The sequence below is a fragment of the Microcoleus sp. B7-D4 genome (assembly GCF_036705125.1).
Lineage (GTDB): Bacteria > Cyanobacteriota > Cyanobacteriia > Cyanobacteriales > Microcoleaceae > Microcoleus.
The window spans coordinates 30,901-51,725 of sequence record NZ_JAUBTT010000048.1; the positions used below are offsets into that span (position 1 = coordinate 30,901).

Here is a 20,825-nt window from a genome sequence, read left to right on the forward strand (position 1 = left end):
TAAAATCTAAAATCGATTGACCACCTCTTTTGCTATAATTTGTGAGCATCTTTCGGCTCGCCCGCACCGAGGGGCAAGACCCCTCACCCAGACAGCGACCGAAAAGCCGAGGATAGATATCAGTTTTCAGAGGATATTGCAATGGGCGAATTTTTTACAGTCGATGTGTTTGCGAACACGATAGCGGTACTCGGCGCTTTGGGTTTTTTCTTTTTGGGATATCAAGCTTTGCAGATGTTGAAAAAATAAAGTATGTCCGAACTGAGATGTTACACCATTGTCAAGAACGGGCAAGATGCCCGTTCCACAAAGAATGATTTTTCTTGTGGAACAGGCATCTTGCCTGTTCCTAAACAAGTAATTGAGAATGGTGCAATATCTCAGTTAGAACTGAGATGTTGCACCCTTGTCAAGAACGGGCAAGATGCCCCTTCCACAAAGAATGATTTTTCTTGTGGAACAGGCATCTTGCCTGTTCCTAAACAAGTAATTGAGAATTGTGCACTATCTCAGTCAGAAGTCAGAAGTCAGAAGTCAGAAGGAAAGAAGTCCGAGGGAAGAAGTCCGATGGAAGTCGGAAGAAGGAAAGAAAGAAGAAGGAAAGAAACAACTATTCCGAATACCCAATGCCCAGTTTTGCCCATGCCCCATGCCCTGTTTTCCCAATGCCCAGGAACACCTAATTTACCTGAAAAAGGCTATACAACTGACTCAACAGTGCAACTGTTTCTTGCGAAAATCAACCAAAAAAAGGCTGCGTTATTATCATGGTGAGCCAACTTTTAGATGGACGCTATCAAATCATTGAAGTCATAGAAACAGGAGAATTTGGGCAAACCTATCTGGCCAAAGATATTCGCCGTCCCGGAGAACCGCAGTGCTTTGTCAAGCACCTGCGTCCCGGTACCACCGAACCGAAATTAATTAATACTACGCGCCGTCTTTTTCAAAAAGAAGCAGAAGTTCTAGAAAGGCTCGGTCAACACGACCAAATTCCTCAGCTATTCGCTTATTTTGAAGAAAATGAAGAATTTTTCTTAGTTGAATCTTTTGTTGCCGGTCACTCGCTATCAACCGAGATTGTACCGGGCAAACCTATGAGCGAAGAAAAAATGATTGCTTTGCTGAAGGAACTGTTAGAAATTTTAGTGTTTGTACACGGACAGGGAGTAATTCACCGAGATATTAAACCAGCAAATTTAATCCGCCGCTATTCAGACAACAAGTTAGTTTTGATTGACTTTGGCTCGGTGAAAGAAATTCACATCGCTCAAAGACAAGCGCCGGTAACGGTGCGGATTGGCACGCTGGAATATATGCCGATCGAACAATTTCAATACAACCCCCAACTCAATAGCGATATCTACGCTTTGGGAATGATTGGCATCCAAGCAATGACGGGTTTGCCGGCTTACGATTTGCCGAAACTGCGGGATTTGAAAAATTCTAATAAAGGCGAAATTGTTTGGCGGCATTTAGCCGTGTGTTCCCAAGCGCTGGCCGATGTTTTGGACAATATGGTGCGCTATGATTTTCGGGAGAGGTACCAGTCGGCGGCGGAAGCTTTAGCCGATTTGAGGAAAATTGGCGATCGCTCGCGGGCACGGATTCCCAAGCTAACAATATATCGCGAAGAAGTCGATCGGCGCAGCAGCAGCCGGGGTGATATTACAGTCGTCGGTCGGAGAATATTAGATGAACTGCGCGTCAGTTTGGAATTGCTGCCAGAAGAAGCAGAGGCGATCGAAGATGAGGTATTGAACCCTTACCGGAAATACAGGGAAAAAGGCGAACGCTACGAACAATCACTGCAAGAAGCAATGCAGCAAGAATATCCTTTTTCTCTGGAAACTCGCGAGGAGTTAAAACGCTTGCAGCAAGTTTTAGGGCTTACTGACGAAGATGCCGCGACAATCGAAGAATTAGTCATTCCTAAATCTTTATTCGCTAAATTGTACAAGGCGATTACCACAGTTTTGGAGGGACACCGCAACCCCAATGGGCTACCACCGAGTAGCGCCCCTCACCTCGAATTGCAGGCAAGTCCGGCGGTATCCCCGCAGGTAAATCTGAACGGAAAAACCGATTTGTCGAGATCCAGCCCAGCAGCACTTGTCCCCAAAGAAACTCGCAAATTCAATCCTTATCTTGCCGGGGCAACAATTGCGGCTATCTTAGCTGCGATCGGCGGAGTTTACGGATATCTCAAGTGGCAAGAATGGCAGCAGCGAGTCCAGAAAGAATCCCAACAGATCACTCAAATTGAAGCTCTTTATACAGCCAGCAATTATGAAGGCTGCATCAGTCAAATACCAACAATTGCCAACACTTCCAGCACCTATTCGTCCGCTCAGGAGTTACAAGAACAGTGCCAAGCAGGTCTGCGTTGGAAGAACGCCAAAGTCAAAAATTTCGCTCAGCATTCAGATGCAGTTGGGTCTGTTGCTTTCAGTCCAGACGGCTTAATGTTAGCCAGCGGTTCTAAAGACAAAACCATCCAAATTTGGGATTTAGCTACAGGCAAGTCGATCCGCACTTTTCCAGGAGATTCATCCACCGTTTGGTCGGTTGCTTTTGACTCAAACGGTACAAGACTGGCGACTGGAACCGGTTTTTGGCGAGTCATGCTGTGGGATTTGAAAACAGGGCAAGTGATTCGTAGTCTCGACCACACTGCTTCTGTTTGGTCTGTCGCCCTCAGCCCCGACGGACAGCTTGTGGCTAGTGCCAGCGGAGACAAAACCACGAAGATTTCGGATGCAACAACTGGCCGTTTGATTTACAATTTGCCCGACCATACAGATTTTGTTTATTCTGTTGCTTTCACTCCCGATGGAAAAAGTTTGATTAGCGCTTCTAAGGATAACAAAATTACAGTTGTTGATGTAGCAACGGGGAGGTTGCTCAAAACTCTTGAGGGACACGGCGACGCGGTGAGGTCGGTGGCTGTTAGCCCGGACGGGAAGACAATTGTTAGCGGTTCCTACGATGAAAGTATTAAAATCTGGAATCTCGAAACCGGAGATTTAATTCGCTCTATCAAGGGACATTATGACGATATTGTCTCGGTTGCTATCAGCCCGGACGGGCAGTTTATTGCCAGCGGGAGCAAGGATAAAACTATTAAAATTTGGGATTTTGCTACCGGAGAACTGCTGAATACTTTGACGGGACATTCCGATGAAGTTTATGTGGTGACTTTTAGTCCCGATGGTAAAACTATTGCTAGCGGTTCTAAAGACAATACTATTAAGTTGTGGTTGAGGTAATATTATTTTAGATTTTAGATTTTAGATTTTAGATTTTAGATTTTAGATGGGAATGACTTACTGCATAATGGTTGGGAATTTCCCTACAGTTGCATCCTTTTGAGGAACTGGTGTAATATCAATTCCGGTCGATTACCCCTAATATCATGTCCGATCGATTGACCGCGATTAAAGGCCGGGGCGGGTTTACAGATTTTCCCGTTTCTATTCAATATCTTGGTGAACCCGCCCCTACAGGAATCATGGTTAATTGACCGGACATGATATAATACAGTAGGGGCGGGTTCACGAAAAATATCTGCCAATAATTGACAATCTCAAAAACCCGCCCTTTTAATCGCTCGATCGTAAATGATATAATTAGTCATTGGTCATTTAATTGCTGTAATTCAGCTCGCTTTGTAAGGTTTGGGGAAAGTGCCAATAAGGCGTTTCTAATTCGTCCTCAGTTGGAGAATTTTCAGTTGACTCCTCTCGGATTTGAAAAAAGTGGTAGAGGTTAGCGACAGTTAAATCGGATATTTCTTGCCAATTCGAGGCAGCTAAACCTTGATAGCCAGTAGCGATCGCCTGCTGGCTGACATAAAATTCGTATCTCCGGCGGATTTCCGGCGACACAGCGAAGGTTAACTGGTCGCGCAAGGAGAGAAAGTGAGACTTTTGCTTTAAAGTTTCATAAAGTGAAGGTTCGGCAGCTAATACCGCGAATGTAGTGTACACGCTGCTTTTTAAACTATCGCCGGTGAGTTTATCTAAACTAGCTAACTGGTGCTGCTCTTTTGGAGACAAAGTTTGCATCCAATCCACCTCATTTTGCCAAAATTCTATTACACTTAAATCATGACCCAGAATCCTAGTAACTTCGGGAAATAAAAAATCTAGTTCGGGTTCGGATTCACATCCTTTAACAACAGTTAGAATATCTTGACAAATTTTTGATTGGAGTTCCAGCAGGCGATCGCTCACCATATCGTAGGCCCGCTGCAAGTGAAACGTGACCCCGATCGCCTGCTCGATCGCCCAAACACATTCCATTTGCCTGAGCTTTCCGGCAGAACACAGCCCATCCAACAAACTGGGATTGTCATAAATTTTTAAAGCCTCAAACAGCATATCCCGCCCGCCATTAATTTCGGAATTCCGAAGTTTAAGATCGGGTACTGTCAGGGCTGACTGACAGCGTTTGACAGCCTTAGAAAAAATATCGTAACCGTTAACCCATTTCTGGCGGTGCATTTCAAAATTAGAGTCGTGAGCCACCTTAAAAATCTGCTGGATCACCTCTACTCCCCTATCTTTGAGGATGTGTCTGAGATCGATAAATCCGTCTTTAATTTTTAGCTTCTGGTGCTTTGCATCTTCTCTGATTTTTAATACTTGGTTGAGGTTGACTGCTGACAAAACTGTGCTCGATACAGCGCCAATACCAATGACTGCCGCAGTTGCTTGCATCACTGCCAAATTAATTTTCAGACAGTTAAGCATTCTGTATGTTTTTTGAAACCCCTGATGAGTTTGAGCAACCTGCAACGGCGCCACTGTCACGTACACGGGAGCTACCAGCGGCTGTATGGGGCCACCTCCGGCTAACTGTGCGAGCAATTCTAGAACTCCGCGCGAGGAGCTAGTTCCAGTTGTTGATTGATAAAAGATTTTTGCAAGCTCCACAAACTCCCCTGTCACTGGATCTCTAGCTGCCGGGAGCAATTTTCCTGTTTTGGTAGTAGGCTGTACCAGTTTGCCAGTATTAAGTAGAGCCTGAGTTGCAGGGGTGAATATATAATCCATGTTGTGACACCAGTTTAAAAAAAATGCAACTGTAGGCAAGCTCCAAACCACGATAGTCACCAGTCATTCCCAATTCTTCAATTCTTTAATCTAAAATCTAAAATGGTATGACTTAGCTCGTATTCAAAAAGGCAGATGTTCTGTATTGTATGCTATTTAGGGAAACGAGGCATCAAAGGAAATGAATGAGTATCTCAAGGTATTCCAGGCTCTTACCCAGTTTAGCGATCGATTGCTGGCCGACGAACATCAATCCCTAGAGATCAAACAGTCAGCTACCCAACTCAGCTTAGATGTGGAACCTTGTATTCAGGAAATCAAGCAATCAGCCCTCAGACTCAAGGGGCTACTTCAGGTATGTTTCAAAGATGTATCTCACGCTGAGGATGTCTGGAATAGCAAGCCGAGAATTGCTGGAGCATCTCCTGTTGATGTCTGGGAGCAAATTGGCGAACTAAGCGGATGCGATGTGAGAATTCGCAGTTTAGGAAAACAGGGCCAATATGATGCTGTTTTTAAAGTTCGCAAATCGTGGAGCGACAAGGCTACCAAGTTAAAAAATCAGTGGTTTTTGTGGGATAAAAACCATCAAATATTTCAAAGAGATACTCTCGGTTTTTTTGAAAAAGATAATTTGCACAAAGAGTTACGGAATGAAGTTGATTACCAGGCAGAGCGAGTGATTTTAATTATGGAGAATGAACTCCATTTGATTTTTAAAGAATTACAATCTATTGATATAGAAAAAATTGAATTTTATATTGAATGCTTCGATCTCAACAGTCAATCGAGATTTAGAGAGAGACTGCAATCAATAGGCGGCGAGATTGTGTCGAAGTTTACGGAACCTCTGAAATATTTACCTGGCTCTTCTGTGAAGACTTTTAAAGAAACGCTGAAAGCCCCTGTAGAAGCTCTGGTTCATAAAAGCAAGATGGGAATCAGTTTGGTCGATTTTGAAGATTCCTGTAAAGTGATTGGGTCAATCATGGATAGTTTGATTGTAGCCATTTTTGAGGAGCGCATGAAACTGGCAACTCACACAGTTGAAAAAGCGATAAAGTTCTACAATGATTTTTTAGAGAAGCAGGCGCGGTATCAGCAAGAGACGCCGGAACAGCGAGCGGCGGAAAAAGATTGGATCGAATACCAGCGGCAGCAACTCAGGGAAGTTCAGGAGTATATTGATGCAGTCATTAGTCATTAGTCATTAGTCATTAGTTATTAGTCATTAGTCATTAGTCATTAGTCATTAGTTATTAGTCATTAGTCATTAGTTATTGGTCACTGGTTATTGGTTAGTAGTTATTGGTTATTGGTTATTAGAACGAACAACTAACAATTAACAAATAACCACTGACCACTAAAAACAGTCAACAGTCAACAGTCAACAGTCAACAGTCAACAGTCAACAAATTATTGATATTGACCGCTGATTTCGTAAACGATCGCGCCCAAAGATGCCAAACTAGCTAGAATGAGCATCCCGGCCGGCATGAATTTGCGAGTTTTTACAAGCCGTAAAATAAAGACTATTACTAAAACAGCCGAGATGGCTGCTGCTAATGTTAAACCCCAACTTTGCCCCATGAGTTGTGCGGTGCCGGCAAAAATTAGCAGCGAACCGCTAATCAAGCCCGAAATGAGCGAGGCTTGGCTTTTGGCCTTGATATAACCCATGATGCCGCCAACCAGTGTTAAAATGCCGTAGCCGATCGCCGCTGCTGTACCTAAATTCATTTTTAATCCTCCCGATTTCACTCTTTGCATCTAAATTTATACAGCGCGGTCTGCAATGAGTGTCACGAATTGTTAGAAAATTTATTAAAGCCAGTCAGGATATCTAACTGTTATACAATTGCCATTATGTCAGCCCTAACTTCTGGTGCGATCGCCCAAATCCGTTACCTCCAGCGCCAAGCAGCATCCCTGCTGCTGTATCAATCGGTTCTCAAAAGCCCCGCCGGCCAAGCTTTTCTCGATTTGCTGCAAGCCCTTCACCACAGCGAAGTCAGCGGTTTGGAATGTCAGATAGCTTACGGGAACTGGTTCAAACTTCAGGCTGCTAAAAATTTAAGCTGGAAAGATTCTCTGATTTCCGAAATTCTCAAAAACGAAAACCCCTTTTCACGCCGAGCACAGCAAACAGATTTTGCAAGTTTGCCCCCCGCTTTGGTGGAGGCCGCCCGACATGATTTAGAAGTGCTGCAAAATATTTACGAATGCAGCAGCGAACAGTTGAGCAAGTGGGTGCGGGTAGCGGGTCAACTTGACGCAGTGCCTCCGATTTGGCATTCAGAAAGTGTAGCAGAACAGGGAGATTTGCCGCTGCACGGAAAACTGGAAAAATGGTCGAGCGCTACGGAATCTTTGGCAGCTTATTACCGACAGTTTGGCACGGGTTTGTTTGCCGAATATCGCGCTTTTGCGTGGCGGGGAGGGCAGTTGGCGACTATTTCGCATCCCGATCGCATAACTTTAAAAGAGCTGGTTTGCTGCGATTGGCAGCGGGATGCTCTGGTGAAAAATACGGAGTTTTTGCTTGCTGGTTATCCGGCTTTGCACGTTTTGCTGTACGGAAGCCGCGGTTCGGGCAAGTCTTCTTTGGTGAAGTCGCTGTTAAATGAATTTGGATGTCGCAATCTGCGCTTGATTGAAGTATCTAAATCGGATTTGCAAGATTTGCCGCTAATTGTCGAGCAGTTGCGGGGAGTTCCTCAAAAGTTTATTATTTTTGTGGACGACCTTTCCTTTGAAGAAGATGACGATGCTTTTAAAGCTCTGAAAGTTGTTTTGGAGGGGAATGTCACTGCTCGCTCTCAAAATGTGGTAGTTTACGCCACATCTAACAGGCGGCATTTAATTCGAGAGTTTTTTGACGACAGGCCTCGTCCCAGCGACGGAGATGAAGTTCACGCTTGGGATACTGTGCAGGAAAAACTTTCATTTAGCGATCGATTTGGCTTAACTTTAACTTTTGAACCGGCCGATCAAAACACTTATTTAACAATTGTCCGACATCTGGCAGAGCTTGCTGGAATTAAACTCGCTCCCGATGATTTGGATCACCGAGCTAAAGAATGGGCAACTCGTCGCAACGGGCGATCGGGCAGGACTGCGCGGCAGTTTGTTGATTTCCTGAAAGCAGATTTAGCCATTTTTCACAAGTAGATCGTCTGCGCTGGGAGGGCGGGTTTTAACTGAGATGTTACATCCTTCTCAATAAGTTTTTTATGAACAGGCAAGATGCCTGTTCCACAATAAAATTCACTCTTTGTGGAACAGGCATCTTGCCTGTTCTTGAGAATGGTGCAAGATGTCAGTTTTACCTGAAATATGGGAAGGCAATTCAGGATCTGAATAAACCCGCCATTGCAGCGCCGAAGGGCGAAATAAAAATTCTTAATTTTTTCATAATTTTATTGATAATAAATAACTAACAAAATTTGATATAATTATCAAAATCTCCCAAGAAACCTCCAGAGCCAGAACCCATCCTGACTCCCTAAATCCACCACTAAATAAAGAGGAAAATATCATGGGTTTATTTGATAAAGTATCGCAGACTCGCCAAGAAACGGACGTAACGTTAGGGCCTGCCGAAGCATTTGCGGCGATCGCGCTAATTGCCGTAGCAGCAGACGGTTACATCAATGACAGCGAAAGTAAAGCGATTAGCATGACGCTATCTCGGATGCAACTGTTCCGCAGCTATCCCGATGACGTGATGAGAAAAATGCTCGATCGCCTGCTGATGATTCTGCAACGGCAAGGAGTTGAGGTACTGTTTAATGCTGCTTTGGCAACGCTTCCCGACGAACTTAAAGAAACAGTTTTTGCTGTAACAACTGATATCGCTTTAGCCGATGGCGAGGTTTCAGAAGAAGAAGAACAACTTTTGAACGATCTTTACAGTGCCTTGGGGCTTTCCGAAGATATTGCCCTCAAGATTATAGACGTGATGTTGATTAAGAACAAAGGTTAAGAAATCAGGGGAAGGAGTGAGGAGGGCGAGTTTTACAATATAAAAAATTAGCGCCTACTTACTTAGCTAATAACTTCTCCCAAAGTGCGGGTTTACGGATATGATGGTTGGTAAAATTGCGATCGAATTTGCGATCGCCTACTATTACCTCAATGTCTTTCACTTACACCCGTACTGTTCGCTTTCAAGATACCGATGCTGCTGGAGTCGTTTACTTTGCTAACGTTTTGGCGATGTGCCACGAAGCTTACGAGGCATCTCTAGCAGCATCGGGAATCAATCTCAAAGCATTTTTCAGCAACTCCGAGGTGGCCTTTCCCATAATTCATGCTAGTGTAGATTTTTATCGCCCAATGTTTGCGGGCGATCGGCTGATAATTCAATTGACGCCTAAACAAGTTACTGGCGATGAATTTGAAATTGCCTATCAAGTATTTTCTGAGGAAGTTGCAGGAAGAAGCGCTGCTAAAGCTCTGACTAAGCACGTCTGCATCGATGCAGTAGGCCGAACTCGAAAACAGCTATCGGAAGACTTGATGCAGTGGATGAGGAAATTTGAGATTGAGGTTTCCGATTAGTTTTATCTTTAAATAATAACAGGGAATGACTGTAAAATTTCTGTTTTGTTGATATTATTTCTGACTTTTTGATAGTATGTCAAATCGCAATTATGCCATTGTGGGCACGGGAGCTTTAGGCGGATTCTACGGTGCTAGACTGCAACAAGCAGGTTTAGAAGTCAATTTTTTGCTACGCAGCGATTACGATCATGTCAAAAAACACGGTTTGATTATCGAGTCTCCCGAAGGCAACTTCACACTCCCCCACGTCCGCGCCTACCACGACGCGCATAAAATGCCTAAGTGCGACGTAGTAATTGTAGCGCTGAAAACAACTCAAAATCACTTATTGCCCAAAATTTTGCCTCATTTATTAAAGGATAACGGCGCGGTTTTAGTTTTGCAAAACGGATTGAATGCCGAACCGGAAGTAGCTAAAATTGTGGGTGCAGAACGAGTGCTTGGCGGGCTGTGTTTTCTCTGCTCTTATAAAGTTGGGCCCGGTCATATCTTCCACCTAGATTACGGCACTATCACGCTGGGAGAATATGCCCAAGACTACAAAGCAATCGGTATTACTGATAGATTGCACCAAATTGCTAAGGATTTTAAACGTGCTCATATTCCTATTAAAATGAGCGAAGATTTGCTATTGTCAAGGTGGAAAAAGCTGGTTTGGAATATTCCTTATAACGGGCTGTCTGTAGTGTTGGATGCGAGAACTGACGAACTGATGGCTAATCCCGATACTCTGATTTTAGTTAAGGAAATCATGGGGGAAGTGGTAGCGGCAGCCAAAAGTTGCGATCGCATTATTCCCGATGACTTTATCCCACATATGCTGGACTACACTGAGAAAATGAAGCCTTACCGCACCAGCATGAAAATCGATTATGATGAATCGCGGCCCCTGGAAGTTGAGGCGATTTTTGGTAATCCGATACGGGTGGCGCAGCAAGCAGGTATTAAGTTGCGGCAAATAGAGGTACTTTACCGAATGTTAAAGTTTATGGATTTTCAAAGGCAAGAAGCGGAGAGGACGAGAAGGCTATTAGGTTTGTCGTAATTAGTCAGTTGACAGTTGACAGTTGACAGTTGACAGTTGACAGTTGACAGTTGACAGTTGACAGTTGACAGTTGGGCGGGGCGGGTTTGTGAGATTTCTCGCTGGTGTTGTAGATATTGGTGAACCCGCCCCTACAGGAATTACTGTCAAATCCAGTTAATTCTATCGATTCACCGGCGATGACACATCGCAATTTCTTGCAAGTGTTCTCGATTGACTTTGCCTTGAGAATTGCGCGGCAATTGTTCGACGACTACCCAATATTTCGGTCGCTTAAACTTGCTCAACTTATCTTCTATTGCCGCTTGCAGATTTTTGACAGTAACTTCGGAATTAGCGGGAACGTAGATAGCTGTAACGACTTGACCCCAATCTTTGTCTGGCAAGCCAATTACAGCAATGTCCGCAACTAAATTAGTCGATCGCACAACGGCTTCAACTTCCGCCGGAAATACATTTTCTCCGCCTGTGATAATTTTGTCGCTGCTGCGTCCGACGATATTTAAGTAGTTATTTTTATCAAAAAATCCCAAATCGTCTAATTGAAAGTATTGGTCATCGGTAAAATTTTTAGGATAATAACCCAACGCCAAAGATTTAGCATTTACCACAATATTTCCGATTTGATTATCGCACAAAATCTCGCCATTGGCACTGCGAATAGTTATTTTAGCGTGCGGTAAAATCTTGCCAGAACTGTTATTGCCAGCGAGAAAATCTTGGGGTTTTAGTGTAGCAATTTGCGAGGCGGTTTCTGTCATGCCATAACTAGGCGCTAATTTTATTTGATAGTTTCTAGCTGTTTCTAACAGTTCCGACCAAGCGGGAGCACCGCCCAAAAGTACGGCACGAAAGCGTCCAAGCCAATTAGCTGTATCTGGGTTCCGCAGCAGCCGTTGCAGTTGAGTTGGAACTAAAGAAATGAAAAATTCTTCGGGTTCAATATCGCATTTTTTACCATTTTCTAATTCTTTAAATTGCTGAATGGCCAGTTTTCCGCCGCTAGTCAAGGAACGCATGAATTGCATTAAACCGCTGACGTGGTATAATGGCAAAACGCAGAACGAGTTGATTTTGTCAACTTGAAAATATTGTTGAAAACCTTGTACTGATGCGGTTAGTGTTTCCCAAGTGTGGATGGCAAAACGGATTTTTCCTGAAGAACCGCCGGTGGGAATCATGATCGTATCAAAACCGTTTTTAGTGGGCGAATTGAAGTCGGGCGAATGGAATTCGCGGCTATACAAACGAAGTCCGCCTTCGCGGACTGGGATATGGGGATTGTTGGGAAGCGGGTATTGTCCTAAAAATATGTCGGGTTGGACTAAATCAAAGACTTGTTGCCATTCGGGTTTTACCCAGTTGGGATTGCAGAGAAAAATCGGGCATTTGGCGGCGTGGGCGGCGGTGAAACTGGCCAGAAATTGCACGGGTTCTGGTTCGGCGAGGCAAATTTTTGGGGGTGTTTTTTGTGCGGAATTTTGGGTGATTTCTTGAAATAGCCGATCGACAATTCGGGAAAATTCGCGACTGTCACAACCGATAAGCCAATTATCAGGCAAGCCAGACGCGATATCCCGAATATTTACTGTTAGATTTGTTGCCATAGATGCTTTCACCAAGTTTCTCGATTCAAAACAATTACCTAACCCGTTTGATTTAGTCGTGGGAGTAATCTAAAATCTAAAATCTAAAATCCAAAATCGAATGGTTGTCATCGAACCAGGAATCGGTGCCGAAGCCGAGTGCTCTCTTATTTAAAGACAATTGTGTTGCGAAATTTAATGCTGCTTGTCGGCCGATTTCGGTTTCAAATACTGATGAGAAAACAGCGTCTATATTGTGAGTTTGACAAAATTTTCGCAGTTGGGATGGGGAACCGCATATCGCAGGTTTAATGACGAAAATGCCCCGCCAGCCTTGGCTGTAGCACTCTTGGATGCGATCGAGGTTGGCGGCAGATTCATCAAGGGCGATCGGAGTTGCATAAATAGCATTCAATTCTACCATTTCCTGAAACTGTGTTACTGGCAGCGGCTGTTCCAAAAATTCAATGTCTGCGGAAAAGTCGGGAGTTGCTTTTACCTTGTCGCAAGCTTCCAGCCATGTTTTAGCCTGCGAGTAACTGAGTCCCCCGTTGGCATCTAACCGCAAAAATGCCGATTCTCGATCGCACAAATTGTGCATTGCTTCGATTAGCTGCTGAAAAATATTTAATTCTTGTTCAATTGCAGCAACCCCAATTTTCCATTTAAACGTCCGATATCCCTCTAACCAAAGCACTTGCAAAACCTGCAAAGCTGTTTCACCTGCTGGCAATAAACCGCTGAACCGATTTTTTTCTTCCTCATTCCCAACCTCTTTCGATTGGTGACTTCTTAAGACTGAACCCGCAATCAATGTCCATTTTAGGCGAAGTCTAGATCCCCCTAAATCCCCCTTAATAAGGGGGACTTTGAGAATATTTCTCCCCCCCTTTCTCGATTGGTGACTTCTTAAGACTGAACCCGCAATCAATGTCGATTTTAGGCGAAGTCTAGATCCCCCTAAATCCCCCTTAATAAGGGGGACTTTGAGAATATTTCTCCCCCCCTTTCTCGATTGGTGACTTCTTAAGACTGAACCCGCAATCAATGTCGATTTTAGGCGAAGTCTAGATCCCCCTAAATCCCCCTTAATAAGGGGGACTTTGAGAATATTTCTTGTCCCCCCCTTAGTAGGGGCGGTGCCCCCGTGCCCGCCCTTGTTTAGGGGGGATCGAGAGTTTGATAGTGCTGACTCAAAGCCAAATTGACAAGCCGGCAATTCACCGGAAATAGCAAAAATCATCTCTGATGAAATATTACCTGACAACGAGTTACAAAAATCTAAAGCTTGCTCAAAACTTTCGGAACCAAACCAACTCAAAGGGGCAATTTCTCCCCAACCAATTTGATTATTTTCGCCAAAAAGTCGCAGGATAATTCCCGATCGAATATCCCAGATGCCGTGACTTGTTCGCAAGGGGCGCTTAAATTTTCGCTGATAAGTGCGAAACTCGAATTGATAAAGCATTTGTTTTTTAGTTAATCATAAAATTGTCTCACAACTGATCCAAACTTATCAAGATTTTCAAAATGGATATTGTGACCAGCTTTTGGTACAATTTCCAGAAGGGCGGCCGGACACAAGCTGGCAATTTCGGTATTGATAGTTGTAAATTTATCATCATATTCTCCCGCTAGCAAGAGGATGGGAATTTGATTTTGTGCGAGTTTTTCCCAGAGAGAGGGCTGGTTGCCGGTTCCCATGTTGCGGAGGGATTTGGCTAATTCTAAGGGATTGTTTGCTAAGCGGGTTTCTATGAGTTTGTCGAAGTTGGGAGAGTTTTTTAAAGATTTGAATAAAGGGATATCGTACCAGTTTAATAAAAAATCTTTAATGTTGCTCTTTTCCAGCTTTTGTGCTAGCTGTAAATCGGCTTGCAGGCGGTGCGATCGCTCTTTTTCTGTCTTCAATCCCGGAGAAGCTGACTCTAACACTACTTTCTCGAATCTTTCTGGAAAATGTAATGTCATGTAAAGTGCCAATCGCCCGCCCATTGAATAGCCCAACAACAAACATTTGTCTATTTGTAAATCATCTAATAACTGTATCAATGCTTCGGCTGTATTTGATATATTGTAGCAACTTTCCTCGCCGATTACTCTAGTTTTTCCGTGACCGGGAAGGTCAACTGCTAGACAGCAATAATTTTGAGATAGTAAGGAAATGATGGGATTAAAGTCTTGACCATCGCAGGTGAATCCGTGGAGGAATAAAATTATTGGGTGATTTCTGTTGCCAGTTAAGGAATAGTGAAATTGATATTTTTTAAATCTATCCATATACAAGTCTTACTATAATTGCCGTATTTACTGCAATCTAATTTCCGCATTGCCAACAGAGATGACTGCCTGAAAACGAGTGAGAAAGTCCATACCAAGAAGACCGTCTATGCGGATATTTGGCGGTATATCGTGGGCAACTATCTCAAAACTTTCTATTAGTTGACCCACGCAATTAAACCAAGATACATTAATTACAGGAACATAGATTCTTCCTTGACCTGTAACTAATTCTTGCCTGCGTAAAGGATTGCGCGTATCATAACCCAGATTTTGTAATACTTGAACTGGCAATATTGTGAAGCTAGATCCCGTATCTACCAATAAACGCACCCGCACAAAATCGCCCCCTTCTCTACTGCCAACAGTCGCTTGCACGGCTAGCAAATTTTGGCCATAACGCAACAAACGGTAAACTTTCTGATAAGCTGGCATTTTCGTTACAACATCACTGCTATGTTGTCAGGTATCGATCCAGTATATTCTATGGCTACAGATTTTCCATTCCTTAATGAAAGCTTACTGTAAATTTCATCGCGTTCTGTTGCATGGGCTAAAACTTGACCCCGAATTACGTTTAATTCTTCATCTAATTCAGGATTGACGATGAGTACCCACTCATCAGGATATAGGCTAAAAATTTCTTCTAGGCTGAGGATTTTGTCAATTTCTACTTGCGTACTCATGCTTTGATTCTCCTTTTTTACGATTCAATGTGAGGTACGGATTGCTAAATTAAAGAAGATTTTGAGAAGTCGCCCAACTCTGCCAACTCCACCAACTCCTTCAACTTAGCAAACCATACCTCCAGTTTACCGGAATTCTCGATCGCCCGATCTACAAACCAAAGCCCAACGCCAGCAGCAATCCGCTCGAAAAATGCAGCGTAACTGCGATAAACTTAGAGTTGCTGACATGAACAGGTTGGTCGTGATAGTCTGTGACATGGCGGCAAAGGTCGATCGCAAATGGCAAACTCCCAAAAATCAACAGCGTCCAAATTGGGAACATTCCCAAAGCCACAAATAGCACAGTCAAAGCATAAACGCTGCCGCACAACCACTGCAACAACTGGGCACCTTTTTTCGTACCGAGTCGCACAATTGGCGATTTTTTACCCGCAGCCAAATCATCCGCAATTTGATGAAAGTGGGAACAAAATAAGATGATACTCGTAGTAATTCCCACGATAACCGAAGCCGCCAAATTAGTAGCAGACCAAGTTTGAGTTTGACTGTAATAAGCAGCGGCGAAGGCTAGCGGCCCAAAGGTGAAAAAGCAGATTATTTCCCCCAAACCCTGATAGCCAAGACGAAACGGAGGCCCTTGATAAGTGTAGCCGAGAGCACAGCACAAAACTACTAGCAAAATTACTGTTGGGTCTTTTTGCCACCAGCTTATGGCGCAGATTCCAGACACTCCGACTGCTAAAAACAGATTGGCTAGCCCGAAAATTAAAGCTTTATTTCCGGTTAAGTTAACTAGGGAATGCGCTTTGTTTTTATCGATGCCTGTTTCCGAGTCAAATACATCATTGCTGAGATTCAGCCATGCTATAATCAAAATGGCTGACATTAAAAATGTCGAAAAAATTGAGGAATTAATCGTTTGAGTTTCGGCAAAAGCAACGGCTGTTCCTACTGAAATAGGAATCACCGCAACGCTGTACATAGGTGGCTTGATTGCCGCCAGCCACAATTTACTATTTGAACGTTCAATTAACTTTGTTGTCATTACACAAACTTGATGCAATTGATAGCAGCGTAGTAATTTTACAATTTTATTGGTGAAGAAACTCTACTCTGTATCTGGTTGAGTGCGCGGCGGGCATCCCTTGAGAGGCTTTGCGGGCGATCGCGCGCCCGGTAATGCCCGTCTGCAAACCTCTGCGGGGTCGATCGCATGAGAGTCGAAATTGAGTCGCTCAATCTTAAAGTTTTATGTCTAAATGTTTCGATTGATCGCGCCTTGGCGAAAGCGTTGCGATCCGAAGGAAAGCCCGCCCCTACGGGGGCTACGCCAACGAAGACGATCGTCTGTTTTTTGCCCCCCGCTGAGCCCAAACTTTCCGGGAAACTCGAAAGGTCATGTTTTGCGATCGCCCTCCCGTGCTTAGATCGAAATAGGGGTTCTAGCGGGACAAAACCGCACTCTTTCTGACAAATCTGCTATTCTCGCTTTCATGACAGTAATACCGCACCGCGCTAATCTTTTACAAGACCGCAATCAACTGCATCAGTTTCTGTTAGATTGCCAGCAGTCTTTAACCGAAAAAGATCAAACAAAAATAGTTAGTATTTCTCAGGAGATTGCCCCCGTCGATCCGCTAGTTGTACTTCAAGAGATTTCCGAACCTTGCCAGCGGCACTTTTACTTTGAAAAAAGAGACCCGATTTCCGGCAACAGTTTTGCGATCGCCGCCCTAGATTCGGCCATCCATTTAACAGTAGCCGGAAGCGATCGATTTACCCTCGCTCAAAATTTTATTCAATCTTGTCTTGCCCGAACAATTACCATCGGTACAGAACGCTTGCCCTTCAGCGGGCCGCACTTTTTTTGTAGCTTTGCTTTTTTCGATGAGAATGTCGCCACCAATTCTTACTTTCCCCCTGGCACCGTATTTTTACCAAAATGGCAGATTACTCGCCTGAAAGATAGCTGCATCATTGTTGCAAATGCCATCATTCACCGAGATTTAAATATTAAGATTATTACGGATAATATTTGGCAAAATTTCGATAAAATTGCGTCGATTTCTTACAGCAAAATAACTTCTATTAGAAACAGTTCGATATTTTTAAAACAAATCCCTGTGAACGATGCCACTCAATTTAAAACGTCTGTAAAGTCGGCTTTAGAATTTATCAAGTCTCAATATTTCAGTAAAATTGTTTTGTCCCAAGCAATAAATGTCATTTCCCAAACCCCTTTCAGTTTAATAGATTCGTTAAATAACTTGCGCCTTACTTATCCCGGTTGCTACGTATTTTCCACCAGTAACGGCCAAGGTCAAAACTTTATCGGTGCCAGTCCAGAACGCTTAATCAGCATTCACAAAAATGAATTAGTAACAGATGCCTTAGCTGGTTCGGCACCGAGGGGGAAAAATGAAGCGGAAGATGCGAATTTAGGCAAAGGTTTACTCAACAGCGAAAAGGATATTCGAGAACACCGAGTTGTAATTGATTTTATAGTCGATCGCCTGTCGAGTCTCGGTATCAATCCCGACTTTTCCCCGGTTCCCAGGCTGCTGCAACTGTCAAACATTCAGCATTTGTGGACACCCATAAGGGCTAGAATTCCCCGTGATATTCATTTATTAAAGATTTTATCCCAACTGCATCCAACGCCAGCGGTGGCGGGCGTACCGAGAGATATTGCCCTACAGCAAATTCGCGGCTGCGAAAGCTGCGATCGCTCTTTGTACGCAGCACCCCTCGGCTGGATCGATCGCACCGGCAACGGCGAATTTGCCGTCGGCATTCGCTCGGCTTTAATCGATGGCGATCGGGCTATACTGTATGCTGGTGCTGGTATTGTGGCGGGTTCCGAACCCGAAAAAGAACTAGCAGAAATTCAGCTCAAATTACAAGCACTTTTAAATGCTTTAGTTTAGCAATATATTAGAAAAATGATTGATTTTCGCAACACAAACACTCTCTGGTCTTCAATATTAGCAGAGACATTGCAGCGGTTGGGATTAACTACCGCCGTGATTTGTCCCGGTTCGCGATCGGCACCGCTAACAATTGCCTTTGCCCTGAACAACAAAATAGAAACTATTCCCATACTTGACGAACGTTCAGCCAGCTTTTTTGCATTAGGAATTGCCAAAAAATCCGGTTTACCAACAGCACTAATTTGTACATCAGGAACCGCCGCCGCTAACTTTTATCCTGCGATAATAGAAGCCAGAGAAAGTCGAATTCCGCTGCTAATATTCACAGCCGATCGACCTCCCGAACTGCGGGACTGTCACGCCGGACAAGCGATCGATCAAGTGAAAATATACGGCAATTACCCGAACTGGCAAGCCGAATTAGCGATACCTTCTGCATCCAGAGGAATGCTAGACTATCTGCGGCAGACGATCGTGTATGCTTGGGAGCGATCGCAATTTCCAACACCCGGCCCCGTCCACCTCAACATCCCCTTTCGTGACCCGCTGGTACCCGTTCCAGACATAGCTGTAGAAGCTTTAGAAACACAATTCAATCCCGAACATTTCTTTGCAGGATTAGAACCCATTTTCGCAGGAGAAAGCTCTACCCCCCCCAGCCCCCCCTTGTTAAGGGGGGGAGAAGAAAGTACCATGCAACAATGGCAAAAGTGCAGCAAAGGCATAATTATTGCAGGCGTTGCACAGCCTCAATTTTCCGAAAAATACTGTAGTGCGATCGGCCAAATTTCCAAATCCTTAAACTGGCCAGTTTTAGCAGAAGGACTATCCCCAGTCAGAAACTACGCCCAACTAAACCCCCATCTAATTTCCACCTACGATTTAATCCTGCGAAACCGCGAACTAGCAGATAAATTAACCCCAGAAATCGCCATTCAAATCGGAGACTTACCCACAAGCAAAGAACTGCGAAACTGGCTAGACAAAACCCAACCAAAACGCTACATAATCGACCCCAGCCACCACAATTTCGATCCCCTACACGGCCAAACAATTCACCTGCGAACCTCCGTAGAAAATCTCGCAACTAATCTCGCAACTATATTAACTCAAGTCCCCTCCCTGAACAAAGGCGAGTCAACTCTTGTCCCCCCCCTTATTAAGGGGGGGTTAGGGGGGGATCGAGCCCCTGCTACCACTAATATCCCCCCTCAAATCCCCCCCCTAAACAAGGGGGAATCAACTCAAATCCCCCCCCTAAACAAGGACAAATCAACTCCAGTCCCCCCCCTTAGCAAGGGGGGGTTAGGGGGGGTTCAAACCTCTCCCTCAAACGAATACCTCCAACTTTGGCACAACACCGAAATCCAAGTCAGACAAACAATAGACCAAAAAATAGCAACAATTAACCACATAATCGAGCCCAAAGTTTCCTGGCTGCTTTCCCAAATTTTGCCACCAGCAACACCGATATTTATTGCCAACAGTATGCCCGTCAGAGATGTAGAGTTTTTCTGGAAGCCGAACAACTTAGAAATAAAGCCGTTTTTCAATCGCGGCGCTAACGGTATAGACGGCACATTATCAACAGCGTTGGGAGTTGCTCACCGCAATCAAAGCAGCATCATGCTAACAGGGGATTTAACACTTTTGCATGATACAAACGGTTTTTTAATTAAAAATAAATTTGTTGGTCATCTGACAATCATATTAATTAATAACAACGGCGGGGGAATTTTTGAAATGTTGCCAGTTGCCAAATTTGACCCGCCCTTTGAAGAGTTTTTTGCCACGCCACAGCAGATAAATTTTGCTCAGTTGTGTGCAACTTATGGCGTGGAACACGAGGTAATTGAGGATTGGGAACTGTTCAAAGAAAAATTAAATTTGCTGCCAAATAGCGGGATTCGCGTCTTAGAATTGCAAACAGACAGGCGATCGGATGCTAAATGGCGGCAAGATAATTTAGGTAAATTTGCCAAAGATTTGTAGTCAAGACTTTTGTCAATAAGCCTTTCGGGGGCGGGCTCTTCGGCCCAACCCCTACTCCCCACAAGCAGAAAATTCACACTTTGTGGAACAGGCATCTTGCCTGTTCTTGGGAAGGCTGCAATATCTCAGTTTAAACTGCTGGTTGAGCTAGCAGCGAATCTAACTCTCCATCTGCATCGAGTTTGTGAATGTCATCGCAGCCGCCTACGTGTTGCTTATTAATGAAAATTTGGGGTACGCTGCGGCGTCCGTTAGCGCGATCGGCCATTGCCTTTCTAGCCGCTTCGTCGCCATCAATTTTATATTCCGTGAAATTTACGCCTTTCCACCACAGCAAAGTTTTGGCGCGGATGCAGTAGGGACAGGTTTGCCAAGTATAGATTTCCACATTGGCTTTGATGCGATCGGGCTTGCGGCCCAAGATGGGATTGAGAAAATCAAGCATTTTCATTACGGGGCTAAGGGTGGAACTCATTTAGAAATCATACCCAATGTATAAATTCCGCTGGTATGGGCGCATCTGCCAGAGGTGGGTTTTAAGCTGTCGGGCGATCGCCCTGTGACCGAAGTCACAACTTGACTCTACTCGGATCACTTGCTTTGACCCCTGACAATCACCTTCGCGCCCTTATTAATATCACTGATATTTTGAGGAAACCAGAAGATGATAAATATATCGA

Annotated in this window: 18 protein-coding genes; 9 read left to right on the forward strand and 9 right to left on the reverse strand. The window is 44.1% G+C overall.

The genetic code is table 11. The features are described 5' to 3' along the window. The first annotated feature begins 252 nt into the window (after positions 1-252). On the forward strand, positions 253-774 hold the full coding sequence (locus QUB12_RS19625; protein ID WP_333308059.1) for a hypothetical protein: 522 nt from the start codon (positions 253-255) through the stop codon (positions 772-774). Continuing rightward, positions 768-3,269 carry a protein kinase domain-containing protein gene (locus QUB12_RS19630; RefSeq protein WP_333308061.1) on the forward strand — a complete coding sequence of 834 codons (2,502 nt, stop codon included), beginning with the start codon at positions 768-770 and terminating at the stop codon, positions 3,267-3,269. Before QUB12_RS19625 ends, QUB12_RS19630 begins: the two co-directional genes overlap by 7 nt. 375 nt (positions 3,270-3,644) lie before the next feature. Here QUB12_RS19630 and QUB12_RS19635 read toward each other — a convergent pair whose 3' ends face one another. Continuing rightward, positions 3,645-5,057 carry a hypothetical protein gene (locus tag QUB12_RS19635; protein ID WP_333308063.1) on the reverse strand — a complete coding sequence of 471 codons (1,413 nt, stop codon included), beginning with the start codon at positions 5,055-5,057 and terminating at the stop codon, positions 3,645-3,647. A 181-nt stretch (positions 5,058-5,238) separates the two neighbouring features. Between QUB12_RS19635 and QUB12_RS19640 the strand changes: the two genes are divergently transcribed. Then, the gene (locus QUB12_RS19640; RefSeq protein WP_333140149.1) at positions 5,239-6,264 is read left to right on the forward strand and encodes a hypothetical protein; all 1,026 of its coding nucleotides are present in this window, start codon (positions 5,239-5,241) and stop codon (positions 6,262-6,264) included. A gap of 209 nt (positions 6,265-6,473) precedes the next feature. Here QUB12_RS19640 and QUB12_RS19645 read toward each other — a convergent pair whose 3' ends face one another. Beyond that, a complete protein-coding gene (locus QUB12_RS19645; protein WP_190657231.1) occupies positions 6,474-6,797 on the reverse strand; it encodes a TMEM14 family protein in 324 nt (107 codons plus the stop codon). A gap of 126 nt (positions 6,798-6,923) precedes the next feature. Between QUB12_RS19645 and QUB12_RS19650 the strand changes: the two genes are divergently transcribed. The 4 genes from QUB12_RS19650 (at position 6,924) to QUB12_RS19665 (ending at position 10,668) form a co-directional block, all read left to right on the forward strand. Beyond that, positions 6,924-8,228, forward strand: a complete 1,305-nt coding sequence (locus QUB12_RS19650; protein ID WP_333308065.1) for an ATP-binding protein — start codon at positions 6,924-6,926, stop codon at positions 8,226-8,228. Between the two features lie 367 nt (positions 8,229-8,595). Continuing rightward, positions 8,596-9,042, forward strand: a complete 447-nt coding sequence (locus QUB12_RS19655; protein ID WP_190739853.1) for a tellurite resistance TerB family protein — start codon at positions 8,596-8,598, stop codon at positions 9,040-9,042. Positions 9,043-9,194: 152 nt separating this feature from the next. Beyond that, complete coding sequence (locus tag QUB12_RS19660; protein ID WP_333308067.1) at positions 9,195-9,620, forward strand: thioesterase family protein; 426 nt, start codon at positions 9,195-9,197, stop codon at positions 9,618-9,620. A gap of 76 nt (positions 9,621-9,696) precedes the next feature. Continuing rightward, entirely contained in the window at positions 9,697-10,668 is a 972-nt protein-coding gene (locus QUB12_RS19665) for a putative 2-dehydropantoate 2-reductase (protein WP_333308069.1), read from the forward strand. A gap of 170 nt (positions 10,669-10,838) precedes the next feature. Here the strand turns inward: QUB12_RS19665 and QUB12_RS19670 are convergent, their stop codons facing one another. The 6 genes from QUB12_RS19670 to menA form a co-directional block, all read right to left on the reverse strand. After that, positions 10,839-12,275: a 2-succinylbenzoate--CoA ligase gene (locus tag QUB12_RS19670; protein ID WP_333308071.1), complete on the reverse strand. Its 1,437-nt coding sequence runs from the start codon at positions 12,273-12,275 to the stop codon at positions 10,839-10,841. Positions 12,276-12,351: 76 nt separating this feature from the next. Further along, complete coding sequence (locus tag QUB12_RS19675) at positions 12,352-13,722, reverse strand: o-succinylbenzoate synthase (RefSeq protein WP_333308073.1); 1,371 nt, start codon at positions 13,720-13,722, stop codon at positions 12,352-12,354. An 11-nt stretch (positions 13,723-13,733) separates the two neighbouring features. Further along, positions 13,734-14,534 (reverse strand): 2-succinyl-6-hydroxy-2,4-cyclohexadiene-1-carboxylate synthase, encoded by an 801-nt coding sequence (gene menH, locus QUB12_RS19680; protein WP_333308075.1) that lies wholly within the window; start codon positions 14,532-14,534, stop codon positions 13,734-13,736. Positions 14,535-14,561: 27 nt separating this feature from the next. After that, positions 14,562-14,969, reverse strand: coding sequence for a retropepsin-like aspartic protease (locus tag QUB12_RS19685; protein ID WP_333308077.1), 408 nt, complete (start codon positions 14,967-14,969; stop codon positions 14,562-14,564). 5 nt (positions 14,970-14,974) lie between these two features. Beyond that, the gene (locus tag QUB12_RS19690) at positions 14,975-15,220 is read right to left on the reverse strand and encodes a hypothetical protein (RefSeq protein ID WP_333308079.1); all 246 of its coding nucleotides are present in this window, start codon (positions 15,218-15,220) and stop codon (positions 14,975-14,977) included. Positions 15,221-15,371: 151 nt separating this feature from the next. Then, on the reverse strand, positions 15,372-16,268 hold the full coding sequence (menA, locus tag QUB12_RS19695; RefSeq protein WP_333308081.1) for a 2-carboxy-1,4-naphthoquinone phytyltransferase: 897 nt from the start codon (positions 16,266-16,268) through the stop codon (positions 15,372-15,374). A gap of 448 nt (positions 16,269-16,716) precedes the next feature. Between menA and QUB12_RS19700 the strand changes: the two genes are divergently transcribed. Both QUB12_RS19700 and menD read left to right on the forward strand, forming a co-directional pair. Next, a complete protein-coding gene (locus tag QUB12_RS19700; RefSeq protein WP_333308083.1) occupies positions 16,717-18,150 on the forward strand; it encodes an isochorismate synthase in 1,434 nt (477 codons plus the stop codon). A 15-nt stretch (positions 18,151-18,165) separates the two neighbouring features. Beyond that, the gene (gene menD / locus QUB12_RS19705; RefSeq protein ID WP_333308084.1) at positions 18,166-20,145 is read left to right on the forward strand and encodes a 2-succinyl-5-enolpyruvyl-6-hydroxy-3-cyclohexene-1-carboxylic-acid synthase; all 1,980 of its coding nucleotides are present in this window, start codon (positions 18,166-18,168) and stop codon (positions 20,143-20,145) included. 130 nt (positions 20,146-20,275) lie between these two features. On the opposite strand, the gene grxC is transcribed toward menD, so the two are convergent. Beyond that, entirely contained in the window at positions 20,276-20,590 is a 315-nt protein-coding gene (gene grxC / locus QUB12_RS19710) for a glutaredoxin 3 (RefSeq protein WP_333239750.1), read from the reverse strand. Positions 20,591-20,825 lie beyond the last annotated feature (235 nt).

Excerpts from the sequence above, each read along its gene's own strand:
- grxC (WP_333239750.1), bottom strand. The coding sequence starts at position 20,590 with ATGCTTGATTTTCTCAATCCCATCTTGGGCCGCAAGCCCGATCGCATC.
- QUB12_RS19645 (WP_190657231.1), bottom strand. The coding sequence starts at position 6,797 with ATGAATTTAGGTACAGCAGCGGCGATCGGCTACGGCATTTTAACACTG.
- QUB12_RS19670 (WP_333308071.1), bottom strand. The coding sequence starts at position 12,275 with ATGGCAACAAATCTAACAGTAAATATTCGGGATATCGCGTCTGGCTTG.
- menA (WP_333308081.1), bottom strand. The coding sequence starts at position 16,268 with ATGACAACAAAGTTAATTGAACGTTCAAATAGTAAATTGTGGCTGGCG.
- QUB12_RS19665 (WP_333308069.1), top strand. The coding sequence starts at position 9,697 with ATGTCAAATCGCAATTATGCCATTGTGGGCACGGGAGCTTTAGGCGGA.
- QUB12_RS19625 (WP_333308059.1), top strand. The coding sequence starts at position 253 with ATGTCCGAACTGAGATGTTACACCATTGTCAAGAACGGGCAAGATGCC.
- menH (WP_333308075.1), bottom strand. The coding sequence starts at position 14,534 with ATGGATAGATTTAAAAAATATCAATTTCACTATTCCTTAACTGGCAAC.
- QUB12_RS19675 (WP_333308073.1), bottom strand. The coding sequence starts at position 13,722 with ATGCTTTATCAATTCGAGTTTCGCACTTATCAGCGAAAATTTAAGCGC.
- QUB12_RS19700 (WP_333308083.1), top strand. The coding sequence starts at position 16,717 with ATGACAGTAATACCGCACCGCGCTAATCTTTTACAAGACCGCAATCAA.
- QUB12_RS19630 (WP_333308061.1), top strand. The coding sequence starts at position 768 with ATGGTGAGCCAACTTTTAGATGGACGCTATCAAATCATTGAAGTCATA.
- QUB12_RS19640 (WP_333140149.1), top strand. The coding sequence starts at position 5,239 with ATGAATGAGTATCTCAAGGTATTCCAGGCTCTTACCCAGTTTAGCGAT.
- QUB12_RS19685 (WP_333308077.1), bottom strand. The coding sequence starts at position 14,969 with ATGCCAGCTTATCAGAAAGTTTACCGTTTGTTGCGTTATGGCCAAAAT.
- QUB12_RS19655 (WP_190739853.1), top strand. The coding sequence starts at position 8,596 with ATGGGTTTATTTGATAAAGTATCGCAGACTCGCCAAGAAACGGACGTA.
- QUB12_RS19650 (WP_333308065.1), top strand. The coding sequence starts at position 6,924 with ATGTCAGCCCTAACTTCTGGTGCGATCGCCCAAATCCGTTACCTCCAG.
- menD (WP_333308084.1), top strand. The coding sequence starts at position 18,166 with ATGATTGATTTTCGCAACACAAACACTCTCTGGTCTTCAATATTAGCA.
- QUB12_RS19635 (WP_333308063.1), bottom strand. The coding sequence starts at position 5,057 with ATGGATTATATATTCACCCCTGCAACTCAGGCTCTACTTAATACTGGC.
- QUB12_RS19660 (WP_333308067.1), top strand. The coding sequence starts at position 9,195 with ATGTCTTTCACTTACACCCGTACTGTTCGCTTTCAAGATACCGATGCT.
- QUB12_RS19690 (WP_333308079.1), bottom strand. The coding sequence starts at position 15,220 with ATGAGTACGCAAGTAGAAATTGACAAAATCCTCAGCCTAGAAGAAATT.